At 61.3% G+C, this 13,509-nt stretch carries 12 protein-coding genes and 2 pseudogenes; 11 read left to right on the forward strand and 3 right to left on the reverse strand.

Going from position 1 to position 13,509, the window contains the following annotated elements:
* Genes NKI85_RS11905 through NKI85_RS11925 form a run of 5 tightly spaced genes read left to right on the forward strand, consistent with a single transcriptional unit; the run spans position 1 to position 4,665 of the window.
* On the forward strand, positions 1-1,002 hold the full coding sequence (locus NKI85_RS11905; RefSeq protein ID WP_502896189.1) for an ABC transporter permease: 1,002 nt from the start codon (positions 1-3) through the stop codon (positions 1,000-1,002).
* A gap of 4 nt (positions 1,003-1,006) precedes the next feature.
* A complete protein-coding gene (locus NKI85_RS11910; protein ID WP_352531092.1) occupies positions 1,007-2,098 on the forward strand; it encodes a phosphotriesterase family protein in 1,092 nt (363 codons plus the stop codon).
* Between the two features lie 57 nt (positions 2,099-2,155).
* Complete coding sequence (locus NKI85_RS11915) at positions 2,156-2,926, forward strand: glutamine amidotransferase (protein ID WP_352531094.1); 771 nt, start codon at positions 2,156-2,158, stop codon at positions 2,924-2,926.
* 3 nt (positions 2,927-2,929) lie between these two features.
* Complete coding sequence (locus NKI85_RS11920; RefSeq protein ID WP_352531096.1) at positions 2,930-3,838, forward strand: ribokinase; 909 nt, start codon at positions 2,930-2,932, stop codon at positions 3,836-3,838.
* Positions 3,835-4,665 (forward strand): BtpA/SgcQ family protein, encoded by an 831-nt coding sequence (locus NKI85_RS11925; protein ID WP_352531098.1) that lies wholly within the window; start codon positions 3,835-3,837, stop codon positions 4,663-4,665. Before NKI85_RS11920 ends, NKI85_RS11925 begins: the two co-directional genes overlap by 4 nt.
* A 377-nt stretch (positions 4,666-5,042) precedes the next feature.
* Here the strand turns inward: NKI85_RS11925 and NKI85_RS11930 are convergent, their stop codons facing one another.
* Complete coding sequence (locus NKI85_RS11930; RefSeq protein ID WP_352531100.1) at positions 5,043-5,579, reverse strand: dihydrofolate reductase family protein; 537 nt, start codon at positions 5,577-5,579, stop codon at positions 5,043-5,045.
* A 37-nt stretch (positions 5,580-5,616) separates the two neighbouring features.
* Between NKI85_RS11930 and NKI85_RS11935 the strand changes: the two are divergent.
* Positions 5,617-5,861: pseudogene (locus NKI85_RS11935) on the forward strand (hypothetical protein); the annotation flags it as partial.
* 1 nt (position 5,862) lies between these two features.
* Here NKI85_RS11935 and NKI85_RS11940 read toward each other — a convergent pair.
* Together NKI85_RS11940 and NKI85_RS11945 are read right to left on the reverse strand one after the other, a co-directional pair.
* The gene (locus NKI85_RS11940) at positions 5,863-7,593 is read right to left on the reverse strand and encodes an adenylate/guanylate cyclase domain-containing protein (RefSeq protein ID WP_352531114.1); all 1,731 of its coding nucleotides are present in this window, start codon (positions 7,591-7,593) and stop codon (positions 5,863-5,865) included.
* Between the two features lie 261 nt (positions 7,594-7,854).
* The gene (locus NKI85_RS11945) at positions 7,855-8,010 is read right to left on the reverse strand and encodes a hypothetical protein (RefSeq protein ID WP_352531102.1); all 156 of its coding nucleotides are present in this window, start codon (positions 8,008-8,010) and stop codon (positions 7,855-7,857) included.
* Between the two features lie 187 nt (positions 8,011-8,197).
* Between NKI85_RS11945 and NKI85_RS11950 the strand changes: the two genes are divergently transcribed.
* The 5 genes and pseudogenes from NKI85_RS11950 (at position 8,198) to NKI85_RS11970 (ending at position 13,509) form a co-directional block, all read left to right on the forward strand.
* The gene (locus NKI85_RS11950) at positions 8,198-9,154 is read left to right on the forward strand and encodes a P-loop NTPase fold protein (protein ID WP_352531104.1); all 957 of its coding nucleotides are present in this window, start codon (positions 8,198-8,200) and stop codon (positions 9,152-9,154) included.
* Between the two features lie 321 nt (positions 9,155-9,475).
* On the forward strand, positions 9,476-10,060 hold the full coding sequence (locus NKI85_RS11955; RefSeq protein WP_352531106.1) for a hypothetical protein: 585 nt from the start codon (positions 9,476-9,478) through the stop codon (positions 10,058-10,060).
* 244 nt (positions 10,061-10,304) lie between these two features.
* A pseudogene (locus NKI85_RS11960) lies at positions 10,305-10,535 on the forward strand (LacI family DNA-binding transcriptional regulator); the annotation flags it as partial.
* 203 nt (positions 10,536-10,738) lie between these two features.
* Positions 10,739-12,148: a DUF6600 domain-containing protein gene (locus NKI85_RS11965; protein ID WP_352776768.1), complete on the forward strand. Its 1,410-nt coding sequence runs from the start codon at positions 10,739-10,741 to the stop codon at positions 12,146-12,148.
* 311 nt (positions 12,149-12,459) lie between these two features.
* Entirely contained in the window at positions 12,460-13,509 is a 1,050-nt protein-coding gene (locus tag NKI85_RS11970; protein WP_352531116.1) for a LacI family DNA-binding transcriptional regulator, read from the forward strand.

The following is a 13,509-nucleotide window of genomic DNA, read 5'->3' on the forward strand; positions in this document are numbered from 1 at the left end:
ATGAGCTCGATCCACTCCGCCCAGCCGCCAAGGGTGCGCAAAGGCACCTGGCGCGATGCCCTGCTCGCCAATGGCAGCGTCGTGTCGATTGCGCTGTTCTTTGTTGTCGTCTGCATCATCTTCTCGGTGGCGACCGACGCCTTTCTGACCTCGCCCAACCTGTTGAACATCCTGCGGCAGTCGGCGCCGCTGCTGATCGTCGCCGCGGCGATGACCTTCGTCATCACCACCGGCGGCATCGATCTTTCGGTCGGCTCCGTGCTGGCGCTGGTGGCGACGCTGTCGGCGACGCTTTTGCAGTTCGGCCTGCCATGGCCGGTGGTCATCCTCGCCATGCTGGCGCTCGGCGCCCTGCTTGGCGCGGTGCAGGGCTATTTCGTCGCCTATGAGGGCATTCCGTCCTTCATCGTCACGCTCGCCGGGCTGTCGGTGATCCGTGGCGTGGCGCTGCTGATCACCGGCGGCTATTCCATCCCGATCGAGCCCGGAAGCGCGTTCACCGTGCTGGGCCGCGCCTGGTTCCTTGGCGTGCCGGTGCCGGCGCTGATCGCGCTGGCGATCCTCGCCATCGCCTATCTGGCCTTCAACGAGACGCCGTTCGGCCGCTATGTCACCGGCATCGGCGCCAATGCCGAGGCGGTGCGGCGCGCCGGCGTCAACACGCGGCTGACGACGCTTTTCGTCTATGTGATTTCCGCCGCCGCGGCAGCCCTTGCCGGGATCATCATCGCGGCCCGGCTCGGATCCGGATCGTCGAATGCCGGCCAGGGCTTCGAACTCGAAGTGATCGCCGCCGTCGTGCTCGGCGGCACCAGCCTGTTCGGCGGCCGCGGCACGATCATCGGAACGGTGCTCGGCGCGCTGACCGTCGCCGTCATCGGCAACGGCCTGATCCTGGCGCATCTGTCGCCCTTCCTGACGCCGATCGTCACAGGAACGATCATCCTGATCGCCATCTGGCTCAACTTCCGCCTGTTCCGCGGCGCCGTGCGGAGCCGTTGAGCCGATGAGCAATCTTTTCGATGACGCAGCGCCCATTAAGCGGCTGGCGATCGGGGTCGATACCGGCCATGTGATGACCGTGCTCGGCCCGGTTCCGGTCGAGGAGATGGGCATCACGCTGATGCACGAGCACATATTGCTCGACGGCGCGCGCAGCTGGAAATGTCCCTGCCATCCCGACGACATGGCGATCGCCGAGCAGCCGGTGAACATCGGGATCATCGGCGAATTGCGCATGAACCCTTACGTCAACCGCGACAATGTCTCGCTCGACGACGCCGACCTGGCGCTGTCGGAGCTGCAGCGCTATCGCGCGCTGGGCGGCCACACCGTCGTCGACACCACCAATATCGGCATCGGCCGCGACCCCGAAAAGCTCGCCCGCATCAGCCGCATGTCCGGCCTGAAGATCGTCATGGGCACCGGCTTCTATCTCGAGCACACCCATCCCGAATGGCTGAAGGCGATGGATGTCGACGCCGTCACCGAGTTCATCGTCAACGATGCCGGCGGCGGCGAGACGCAGCCGCCGATCATCGCCGGGCTGATCGGCGAGGTCGGCGTCAGCAAGGATTTTACCGCCGAGGAGCGCAAGTCGCTGCGGGCTTCGGCGCGCGCCTCGCGCATCACCGGCGTGCCGCTGTCGATCCATCTGCCCGGCTGGGAGCGGCTGGCGCACGAGGTGCTCGATGTCGTCGAGGCCGAGGGCGCCGATCTTCGCCACACCGTGCTCTGCCACATGAACCCGAGCCACGACGATCCCGACTACCAGACAAGCCTCGCCCGGCGCGGCGCCTTCCTCGAATACGACATGATCGGCATGGACTATTATTATGCCGACCAGGACGCGCAATCGCCCTCCGACGAAGAGAATGCGCGGGCCATCGCGAACCTTGTCGAGGCCGGTTTCGGCGACCGCCTGCTTTTGTCGCAGGATGTGTTCCTCAAGATCATGCTGACCCGCTTCGGCGGTTTCGGCTATGGCTATATCCTCAAGCATTTCATACCGCGCCTAAAGCGCCATGGCGTCGAGCAGGCGGCCATCGACCGCATGCTGATCGCCAATCCGAAGGCTGTCTTCGCGCGGCAGACCTGAGCGGCGCCCCAGATTTACGGCGATAAGACTTACCGCCAGAGTTACGACGGAGTTCAAATGTCCAAGAAAAAGATCCTGCTTGCCGGCGAATCCTGGGTGTCGACCGCGACCCACATCAAGGGTTTCGACCAGTTCCCGACCGTCACCTACCACACCGGCGCGGACGAATTGCTGAGCGCGCTCAAGACGACCGAGTTCGCCGTCACCTTCATGCCGGCGCATGAGGCGCAGCGCGGCTTTCCGCAGACGATGGAGGCGCTGTCGGCCTATGACGCGGTGGTGCTCTCCGATATCGGCGCCAACACCCTGCTGCTGCATCCCGACACCTGGGTCCACTCGAAGCCGACGCCGAACCGGCTGCGCCTGCTGCGCGACTATGTCAGCGCCGGCGGCGGGCTCTTGATGTTCGGCGGCTACTACAGCTTCCAGGGCATCAATGGCGGCGCGCGCTACCGCAAGACGCCGGTCGAGGACGTGCTGCCGGTGACCTGCCTGGCGTATGACGACCGCGTCGAGGTTCCCGAAGGCTTTGCCCCGGTGCCGAAACCAGAGTCGAGCCATCCCATCCTCAGGGGTCTCGGCTCGGACTGGCCGATCCTGCTCGGTTTCAACGAGGTGACGCTGAAGGACGGGGCGGAGGTTCTGGCCACCGTATCGTCCGATTATGGATCGCTGCCGCTGCTTGTCACCGGCCATTACGGCAAGGGCCGCACCGTGGCCTGGACATCCGATGTCGGGCCGCATTGGCTGCCGCCGCAATTCATCGCCTGGCAAGGTTACAAGACCCTGTTCGAACAGATGCTGAGCTGGGCGACCGGTGAGAGCTGAGCCATGCATGTCCACGTCGTCGGTAATGCCTGCGTCGACACGATGTTTCACGTCGGCCGCTTCCCTGCCGCGGGCGAGACTTTGAATGCCGTGAGCTATGCCGACGACCTCGGCGGCAAGGGCGCCAACCAGGCGGTCGCGGCCGCGCGCACGGGTGCAGAGGTGACGTTCTGGACCGCGCTCGGCAAAGACCCTGCAGGCGCATGGATCAGAAGCCGCCTTGAAAGCGAGCTGTCAGACCTCGAGGTGAGCGAATTCGAGCTGCCGAGCGACCGCTCGACCATCGCCATCGATAGAGGCGGCGAGAACTTCATCGTCAGCGGCGTCGCCTGCAGCGAAGCCTTCGATCCGGTTGCGCAGACAGCGCTTGTCCGCTGGATCGCGCCCGGCGACATCCTCGTCTGCCAGGGAAATTTGCGCGCCGCCGCGACCAATGCCTGCCTGAGGGCAGCAAGGGAAAACGGTGCACGCACCGTTCTCAACGCCAGCCCGATCGACGCGGCATCTGTGCCCGATCTTGGCCTGGCGGAGGTTTTGGTGGTCAACCAATCCGAGGCGAAAACCCTGACCGGCCGGGATGACATGGCGGCGGCCGCCGATGCGCTGGCGGCCAAAGGCGCAGGCACGGTCGTGATCACGCTCGGAGCCGAGGGCTGTCTCGTGCTTGGCCCAGACCATGTATCACCGCTTCGTTTGCCGGCGCCACAGGTCGAGGCGCTCGACACCAGCGGCGCCGGCGACGTGTTCTGCGGCTGTCTGGCCGGCGGGCTTGCCCGGGGAATGCTTATTACCTCGGCGCTGGAGCTGGCGCTCGCGGCCGCGGCCATCGCCGTGACACGGCCGGGCACGCTCGCATCCTGTCCTTCCGCCTCCGAGATGGCGGCGATTATCGATCAAACGGAGCTCTCATGACCCAGATCGGCCAATCAGGCGGCGACGCGCTCCTAGAACTCTTCGGCCGCACCAAGGTGGTGATCGGCGTCGTTCACCTGGCACCGCTGCCCGGCGCGCCGCGCTATGACGGCGAGGCCGTGGAAGCGATCTACCAGCGCGGGCTCGACGATGCCAAAGCCTATCTCGACGGCGGCTGCGACGGCGTCATCGTCGAGAACCATGGCGATATCCCTTTCGCCAAGCCTGACGATATCGGGCCGGAGACGGCGGCCTATATGGCTGTCGTCTCCGACCGCATCCGCCGCGAGCTCGGCAAGCCGATCGGCATCAATGTGCTGGCCAATGCCGCAATTCCGGCCTTGGCGATCGCCAGTGCCGCCGGTGCCGGCTTCATCCGCGTCAATCAATGGGCGAATGCCTATGTCGCCAATGAGGGCTTTGTCGAAGGCGAGGCGGGCCGCGCCGCACGCTACCGCACCAGGCTGCGCGCCAATGGCATTCGCATTTTCGCCGATGCCCATGTCAAGCACGGCGCGCACGCCATCGTCGCCGACCGCCCGGTGGAGGAACTGGTCAAGGACCTGGTCTTCTTCGACGCCGACGCCATCATCGCCACCGGCCAGCGCACCGGCCACGCCGCGGATCTGAGCTACATCAGCATGATCAAGCAAGCCGCCGGCCTGCCGACGCTGGTCGGCAGCGGCGTGACGCCGGACAACGCCAACGACATCCTCGCCATCGTCGACGGCGTGATCATCGCCAGCGCGCTGAAGCACGACGGCGTCTGGTGGAACCGGGTGGACCCGGAGCGCGTGAAGCGGTTTGTGGCCGGGTTGAAGCGGTGAGGGGGATCTCCCCCCTTGAGGGGGAGATGTCGCCGGAGGCGACAGAGGGGGTCGTCTCGCGTAATGCGCCAACCCCCATTGTCGCAAGAGAGGAGCCGCCCCGTCGAACTGCCCCCCTCTACCCTGCCGGGCATCTCCCCCTCAGGGGGAAATTGGCCGTCATCACCGCTTTCGCTAATCGCCAGCGTTGCAGGATAAGCGCCGAGGCCGAAGCTGCCGATCTCCCCTCTTGAGGGGGAGATGTCGCCGGAGGCGACAGAGGGGGTCGTCTCGCGTAGTGCGCCAACCCCACTGTCGCAAGAGAGGAGCCGCGCCCGGTCGAACCGACCCCCTCTGCCCTGCCGGGCATCTCCCCCTCGAGGGGGGAGATTGGCTCATCACGCCTTCCCAGCCGCATACTCCAGCGCCACCACGCCATTGCCGAACTGCCTGGCAAAGATCAGCTCGAGCGGCACTTGCACACCGGGCGGGAACAGCAGCTTGCCCTGGCCCACGGCACCGGGGTAGCTGAGCAGCCTGATGCGGTCGACCAGGCCGTGGCGCAGCAATTCCTGCGCGACGCTCAGGCTGCCATGCACATAGATGTTGCCGCCGCTGCCTTGCTTCAGCCCTCTGACGGCGTCCGGCAATGCGCGCTGCAGCAGCTCGGCCGGTTGCCAGTCGAGCGCCGTCAAGCTGGTCGAGGCGACATATTTTGGCAGGGCGTTGAACCGGTCGGCGAAATCTCCGGTCTCCTTGGGCCACGAGCCGGCAAAAATCTCATAGGTCGTACGCCCCAACAGCATGGCGCCGCTGTCGGCAAGCTCGTCGTCCTTGAATTTCTGCATCTCATCGTTCCAGGCCACGCTCGGCAGCTTCTCGACCTCGGCAATGCCATCGACGCTGATGAATTCGGTGATGATGAGTTTTCTCATGGCGGGTTCCTTCTGTCGGGACGGCCGTGCGGGTCTTGTGCGAACTGCACCGTCAACTAGCGCGGCGCTTTTTCAGGGGGAGGGCTTTCCCTGTTCAGATTCGATCTACAATGACCGCCCGCTGAGCAATACCAGTTTCCTGGTCAGTATCTGCGCCACGTCGAAGCATGCGTCGGCGACTGGATCATCTACTATGAGCCCAGCAAGGTAGAAGAGAGCCGTAGCTATTTCGCTGTGACTAAGGTCCAACAGCTTATCGCCGATCGTGCGAGTCACGGGCTGCCTACAGGTTGGCAATACCGGCTTTCAGCAGTCCTTCGCGGACGTGCTGCACATCAGACTCCTGGGCATAGTGCAGGGTGGCGATGAATGAATCGAGGTCGAATTGGGGATCGAGCGTTCTGATCTTGCCTAGATGCGCCGCGGCCGCGATTTCATCGCCGAGCCAGCCGTAGCAGGCAGCGGCGAAAGCGTGCTGAACCGAGTCCATGGTTGACAGATGCATGAAAGCTTCGATCGCCTCGCCATACTGGCGCGCGGCGAAATGCGCCTTTCCCAGATGGCTCCAGAACCTCTCCGGGTGGTGCGGGTTCAACTGCATTGCCTTGCGGATCCATTCAATTCCCTCTTCCGGCCTCCCGAGCCACGTCAATAACTCGCCTTGCTGCACCACCACGAGGTCGTAATTGGGATTGAGGGCGAGGGCGCGCTCTTGATGGTAGCGCGCTGTGGTCAGCTCATTGTTGTTCACGTTCACTGCCGCGAGAATGCGGTGGACATCGGCATCGTTGTTGTCCAGCGCCAGCGCCCTGTCCAGCGCTGCCATGATGTCGTTCCAGACTGCATCCCTGTCTTCGCACCAGTTATGGACCCAGGCCTGGCCAAGAATGCAGGCCTGCCAGGCATGGGCATGGGCATAATCGGGGTCGAGCGCGACGGCCCTGTCTATCAAGGTTCGCGCGCGTTCATTATCCGCAATCGTGCTTCGGTGATGCAGCACCTTGGCAGCAAGCACACATTCATACGCGGCCATGTTTGCAGGTTTCGCCCGCGCGAGCTGGTCCCGCTGAGCCGCCTCGACACGACCGGGCAGCGTGGCTGCGATCGCCGCGGTCACCTCATCCTGAATCGCGAATATGTCGTCCAGCTTCCGGTCATATTTGTCCGCCCAAATATGAGCGTCATTCGCCGTGTCGATGAGCTGAGCCGTCACGCGCACCCTGTCGCCGATCTTGCGGACGCTTCCCTCCACCAGGTATTGGACGTCGAGTTTCTCGGCCACCTCGCGCACATTCACGGCGCGGTTCTTGTAGACGAAGCTGGAATTGCGCGAGATGACGAACAGCTCATGGTGGCGGGACAGTTCGGTGATGATGTCCTCGGTCAGTCCGTCCGCGAAAAATTCCTGCTCGGGGTCGCCGCTCATGTTGGTGAATGGCAGCACCACTATCGAAGGTTTCGAGATGGATCGCTTTGCCTCGACTTCTGGCAGGACAGAACTATCAAACCCAATGCGATAGAGGCGAACCGGGCGGCTGATGTTCTTTAACGTCTTCTCGCCCAGGTCCTCCATGGCAATTTCGAGACGGTCGGCAATTTGGGTCGCCACCGCTGCGGTCACGCAGATACCGCCGACGTCGGCGAGTTGCTCGATGCGCGAGGCAATATTGACGCCGTCGCCGAAAATGTCCTCATCGTCGAAAATGATGTCGCCGAGATTTATGCCGATCCTGAATTCCATACGCCGTTCTTGCGGCACATCCGAATTGCGCCGTTTCATGCGCTGTTGGATTTCCACGGCGCATTTCACGGCATCGGTCACGCTCTGGAACTCAACGAGCATGCCGTCTCCGGTGGTTTTGATGATCCGGCCCTTGTTCTTCGCGATGGCGGGATCGACCAGTTCTATGCGATGGGTCCGAAGGCGTGCGAGCGTGCCGGATTCGTCGGCCTCCATTAGCCGACTGTAGCCCGCCATATCGGCAGCCAGAATTGCGGCTAGTCTCTGTTCCATCGCTGAACCACAAACCAAGCTTATCCTTCCAGAGCTGCCAAATCCAGCAATTTGGGCTTGTGGCTGGATCAAGACATCTTCCTACCCGCAGCAGCAAGAAAGGGCGGGTCAGAACCTTCCGCCTGGTGGCTGCGAACTCGATCGCATCAATGGCGGGAGGGATCCGCGCGGCGTCAAGCTCGTCGAGGCGATATATTTCAGCAGCGCGTTGAACCGCTCGGCGAAGTCTCCGGTCTCCTTGGCCACGAGCCGGCAGAGATCTCATAGGTCGTGCGCCCCCAAAAGCATGGCGCCGCGATCGGCCAGCTCGTCGTCCTTGAATTTTTGCATCTCATCGTTCCAGGTCACGCTTGGCAGCTTCTCGACCTCGGCAATGCCATCGACGCCGATGAATTCGGTGACGATGAGTTTTCTCATGGCGGGTTCCTTTTGTCGGAGGACGGATCGTGCTGGCGAACCGCTCCGTGAAAATAGCGCGGCGCTTTGTTGTTTTTGAGAATATCAGATGCGAGCCTGAACCTGAGGCCAGGGGTAGAAAACTAATGAAATCTTTTGTGATTATGCCATAGGTTAATGTTTGATCACTCGTTAGTTGGTTTTTGGAATGGCTATTAATCAAATAAAACGTGAAATCCTCATCGATGAACCCTCCAGGGAAGATCAGTTCCATGGCAAGGGTCATGAACGGACGGCTGAAGCTCTCGCATCTGCGATAACGAATTTCCGAGGTGACGATCGCGCGATCGGGCTGGATGGTCCCTGGGGAAGCGGAAAGTCCACCGTGGTGGAGATCGCACGGCGAAAGCTGACCGAGAAAGGTACTCGTGGCGGCGTTCACCACAGCTTCTTTACCTTTGATATATGGCAATCCCAAGGTTCATCTTTTCGTCGTTCATTTCTCGAGCATTTTCTCGATTGGGCAAGGGCGACCTTTCCCAAAGAGGATAGCTTGCTTGAGGAAATAGAGCGGAAGGTAAAAGGCAAGGTTCGCGAGACCCAATCAACGAACCGATCCATGCTCGACTGGTATGGAATATGTGTAGTCCTCTTGATACCGCTTCTTCCCGTATATTATTTTTGGGCAAAATCAGCTTTTGACGCTGGCGCTTTTTTACGCTCGTGGCCCTTCATTTTTATGCTTGCGTTTCTTGCCGTTGCGTTTTGCAGAGCATGGTGGAGATTCGGTCATTCGCATGACAGAATTAGTTTTCGTGACGCATTATCACAAACGCTTCAGATTAGTGCAAAACAATACGAGGATCAAAAGATAACTCAGCATATCCGCGAGACAGATCCGAATGATTTCGAGTTTCAGAGTACTCTTCGTGAAATCCTCTCCGTAATTCAATCTGACAAGTCACGCGTAATCATCGTTCTCGACAACATCGACCGACTCCCAAAGAAGGAAATCAACGAATACTGGGCGCTCGTCCGCGCCGTTTTCTCCCGCGGCCCGCTATCGAGAAACTCGGGAGCGAAAAATCCAGTGACCGCCATAGTGCCATACGACCGGCGCCTAATTGAGGGAGGCTACCGCAACTCTAATTATGCCGCGAAGTAACTGATCATCCGGGCGTTTGTTTCCGGCAATCTTCCGTCCATAAATCTCGCGAACCTTCTGAAATATTATGGCCGTTGTGTCCCTCTCTGTTGGCAACGAGATCCAGTCCGTATTGAACCGCCACATGGTCTCCTGCTGCCAGATGCGTGCTCCACTCGTTCGCCGGCACCCCCGTAAGCAAGTCTGCTATCCTTTGATGAAAGAGCCGCCACCGAACTCCGTCGCTCTGAAACGAAGCACGCACCACTTCAACAGGACATTCATCAAGTTTGACTTTGGAAATTTCTTCGTCGCGAATTTGCGAGTCAAAGCGCGCGCACGTTGCTGGAAAAGATCTCGACATCAGGTTATGTGTCTCTCGACCCTGCTTTTCGCGTAGCTTTCTCGGAATTTGTACTCGGTGTACTTGCGGGACGTGTTGTCATTGTAGACGCAGCGTTGAACTACGACCTGTTGCTCGATGCTATCGACAAAGACTTCCATTCCGACATTTTTCGGAAGCTGCGGGAGGATTTGAAAGACGTGACTACGACAACACTCACTGTCGCGACAGCCGCTTTCCCACGAATTATGGATCAGCTGCTGAACGTGGGAGAAAGGATTTCGCGCCAGGAGAAGGACAATCTGATTCGATATATCTTGTGCGCAGCGTTGGAGGCAGACAATCGCAAGATATTAAGAGGAGTTGCCGGCCTTGGACGGACGAAGGTAGCCGACTTCATAAGGCACTCGGAGGAAAGCACCAGAGAAAAGGTTAAAGGTGCATGGGGCGTTTTCTCTAATTCAGGTTCCGACCGGGATTGGAGTAGGCAGATTGGCGAGCTCCTACACGGCAAGCGGAAAGCTAAATCACTGTTTGACATAATTTGGGGAACGGGCAGGGACGACGAAGAGGAAGCTGCATAGCTGGATTTTTGCAGTTTGCAGCAACGGTCATCCCGACTGCCATGGGAAACGCCCAAGCGCGGTGGGCCGATTGCCTCGCTTGCTGCCCACCATACCCCCTTTGCCAACTCCTCAACCGTTTCCTAATCTCCATCTGAGAAAACCTTTTACCAACTCTGCCGGCATCCGCTGACCTCACCATTCAGCGCCTCGCAGGGCCATAAGAGAAAAGCTTTTCTCAAATGGGAGGATCGATATCCAAATCATGGCGTCCGATGCGCAGCCAACGCCCGTCTCAGCCAAGCAGCCGGTCACCCTCCGCGAGGTGGCCGCGCTCGCTGGCGTCAGCGTGGCAACGGCCTCAAAAGCGCTGAACGGGCAGGGGCGGATGACGGCCGAGACGCGGACCCGGATTCGCGAGACGGCGCAGCGGCTTGGCTTTCGCCCGAACAGCCTGGCGCAGAGCCTGTTGCAGCGGCGCAGCTTTACTGTCGGGCCCGCTGACCAACGACCTATCGCCGCGCCTTCGGCGCGTATTTGTGACGGTTCACCGCCCTCGTGAAGCAACTCTGATCCCAAATATCATTGTGCGATGCCAAGCCGTTGTTTGAGGGGATCGGCAACGTTAGCAAAGTGGAACAATCCGGCAGCCGGCGGGTTTGTAGGATGAAGGGCGATCTGTTTCGGAGGAAGATTACGATGAAACGCGTCCTTGCCCAACATGCGGTGCGACTGATGCTCGGCGGTGTAACCGCCTGCCTGCTCACGGTCGTCGAGATTCCCAACCCGATTACGCCATTGTCGCTTGTTTCCGAGGCAAGGGCTGCCACCACCGTTTCGATCAGCACGTTCTACGAAGACCTGTCTTCCTATGGTGATTGGGTCTCGTATCACGGAGCGACCGTTTTCGTGCCGGTTGATGTGCCTGACGATTGGCGTCCGTATACGCTTGGACACTGGGTCTATACCGAGCAGTATGGCTGGCTCTGGGTGTCCGACGAGCCATTCGGCTGGGCGACGTACCATTACGGCCGGTGGGGCTATGCCGACGATATCGGCTGGTACTGGGTTCCGGGCACTCGCTGGGCGCCAGCATGGGTGAGTTGGCGTCGTGACAGAGAGCACATCATTTGGGCGCCGCTGCCGCCCCGCCGCGATCCGGATTTGATTTCAATCGAGGTGACCTTCGACACGACGCCGGATTATTACTGGGTTGTGGTCCCCACCCGCGAATTCCTTGCCGCGGACATTTCTGTGGTCGTTATTCGGGATGAGCCGGAGTTTGTGCGCATTGTCGAGGCGGCCGAACCGGCCGGCGACGTGACGATCCAGAACAATTTGGTGATCAACAAAGTCATTGATGTCGATGTGATCGAAAAGGAGACGAACCAGAAGGTGACTGCCGTCAAGGTCAGCAAGACCGACGCGCCCGAGCAGTCCGGCAAACTGGAAAACGATACGGTCGCTGTCTTTGAGGGCGAGGTGAAAGCCGACCCTAAGGCCAAACCAGCTAAGCTCAAAGACATCGAGGAGGTGAAGCAGGTTCAGGCTGGCCGGAAATCGAAGCCGACCGAAGGCGCTGCAACGACCGAGCAGGCCAAGCCCGAAGAAACCGCCAAGCCTGAGAAGCCGAAGGTCGGCGAGCAGCCCGCCGCCGAGCCGCAGCAGGCCGAGCCCGAAAAGGCGGCCAAGCCTGAGAAACCGAAGGCCAAGGAGCAGCCGGCCACCGAGCAGCAGCAGGCCGAGCCCGGCAAGGCGGCCAAGCCTGAGAAGCCGAAGGCCAAGGAGCAGCCCGCCGCCAAGCAGCAGCAGGCCGAGCCGGAACAGGCGGCCAAGCCTGAGAAGCCGAAGGCCAAGAAGCAGCCCGCCGCCGAGCAGCAGCAGGCCGAACCGGAACAGGCGGCCAAGCCCCAGAAACCGAAGGCCAAGAAGCAGCCCGCCGCCGAGCAGCAGCAGGCCGAGCCGGAACAGGCGGCCAAGCCCGAGAAACCGAAGGCCAAGAAGCAACCCGCCGCCGAGCAGCAGCAGGCCGAGCCCGAGCAGGCGGCCAAGCCCAAGCCACAGAAGCAAAAAAACAAGGCGTGCGATCCGCAGACTGAGAACTGCTAGCTATGCGGGTAGACTACGGGCACCGCGGCCATTCCATCGCGGTGCCCGCTGAACGGCAATGCACGCCAAAGCTGCTCGCCCTCTTTCCTTCGGGCCGCCATGGCAGATCCTGGACCCAGGGCAGCGAGTCGTAGTTGACTGCCGAACATGCCTGTAACCAGGCCATTCCCTCTTGCCATCCTTGCATCCTTCCCCTAATCTTCCTTTTGAGAAAACCTTTTCCCAACTCTGCCGGCATCCGCTGACTTCACCATTCAGCACCTCGCAGGCCGGTAAGAGAAAAGCTTTTCTCAAATGGGAGGATCGATATCCTGGCATCCGATGCGCAGCCAACGCCTGCCAAGCAGCCCGTCACCCTGCGTGAGGTGGCGGCACTTGCCGGCGTCAGCGTCGCCACCGCCTCGAAAGCCCTCAACGGGCAGGGGCGGATGACGGCCGAGACGCGGACCCGGATTCGCGAGACGGCGCAGCGGCTTGGTTTTCGCCCGAACAGCCTGGCGCAGAGCCTGTTGCGGCGGCGCTCCTTTACCGTCGGGCTGTTGACCAACGATACCTATGGCCGCTTTTCGCTGCCGCTGATGGCCGGCGTTTCCGATGCGCTGGTCGATGCCGGCGTCTCGGTGTTTTTGTGCAATGTCGAGGACGACCCGCGCCTTGCCCAGCTGCATGTCGATGCCATGCTCGACAAGCGCGTCGACGGCATCATCGCCACCGGCAAGCGCATCGACCGCCACCTGCCGGTCGACCTCGCCAATCTCGGCATTCCGGCGATCTATGCCTTTACCGAGCCCGATCCAAACGCCATCGCGTTCGTCTCCGACGATGCTGGCGGCGCGCGGCTGGCGGTCGAGCACTTCTGCCGGCTCGGGTGGCGGCGCATCGCCCATGTCAGCGGTCCGGCGAGCTTTGCCGTGGTGCATGCGCGGGCCGAGGCCTATCGCGCGGTGCTGGCCGAGAACGGCTTGCCGGTCATGGAGCCGCTGCTCGGCCAGTGGTCGGAAGCCTGGGGGCATGAGGCGGTCAAGACGCTGTTCGACGGCAAGGGACGCGATGGCGAAAAGCCCGACGCGGTGTTTTGCGGCAATGACCAGATTGCGCGCGGCGTCATCGACGCCTTGCGCGAGCGCGGTATCGGCGTGCCGGACGAGGTCGGCGTCATCGGCTTCGACAATTGGCAGATCGTCGCCGAGGCGACCCGCCCGCCGCTGACCTCCGTCGACATGAACCTGGCCGCGCTCGGGCGCGAGGCCGGCCTTGCCTTGCTTTCGCTCGTCGGCGGCAAACCCGCCGAACCGGGCATCAGAAAACTGCCGTGCCGGCTGGTGGTGCGTCAGTCATGCGGCCGTCCGCCGGACGGCTGA

The sequence above is a fragment of the Mesorhizobium sp. M0571 genome (genome assembly GCF_040320985.1).
Taxonomy (GTDB): Bacteria; Pseudomonadota; Alphaproteobacteria; order Rhizobiales; family Rhizobiaceae; genus Mesorhizobium.

Bases quoted from the DNA above. Each gene is read 5' to 3' on its own strand.
- NKI85_RS11965 (WP_352776768.1), top strand. From the start codon at position 10,739: ATGAAACGCGTCCTTGCCCAACATGCGGTGCGACTGATGCTCGGCGGT.
- NKI85_RS11910 (WP_352531092.1), top strand. From the start codon at position 1,007: ATGAGCAATCTTTTCGATGACGCAGCGCCCATTAAGCGGCTGGCGATC.
- NKI85_RS11950 (WP_352531104.1), top strand. From the start codon at position 8,198: ATGGCTATTAATCAAATAAAACGTGAAATCCTCATCGATGAACCCTCC.
- NKI85_RS11945 (WP_352531102.1), bottom strand. From the start codon at position 8,010: ATGAGAAAACTCATCGTCACCGAATTCATCGGCGTCGATGGCATTGCC.
- NKI85_RS11920 (WP_352531096.1), top strand. From the start codon at position 2,930: ATGCATGTCCACGTCGTCGGTAATGCCTGCGTCGACACGATGTTTCAC.
- NKI85_RS11930 (WP_352531100.1), bottom strand. From the start codon at position 5,579: ATGAGAAAACTCATCATCACCGAATTCATCAGCGTCGATGGCATTGCC.
- NKI85_RS11925 (WP_352531098.1), top strand. From the start codon at position 3,835: ATGACCCAGATCGGCCAATCAGGCGGCGACGCGCTCCTAGAACTCTTC.
- NKI85_RS11905 (WP_502896189.1), top strand. From the start codon at position 1: ATGAGCTCGATCCACTCCGCCCAGCCGCCAAGGGTGCGCAAAGGCACC.
- NKI85_RS11915 (WP_352531094.1), top strand. From the start codon at position 2,156: ATGTCCAAGAAAAAGATCCTGCTTGCCGGCGAATCCTGGGTGTCGACC.
- NKI85_RS11940 (WP_352531114.1), bottom strand. From the start codon at position 7,593: ATGGAACAGAGACTAGCCGCAATTCTGGCTGCCGATATGGCGGGCTAC.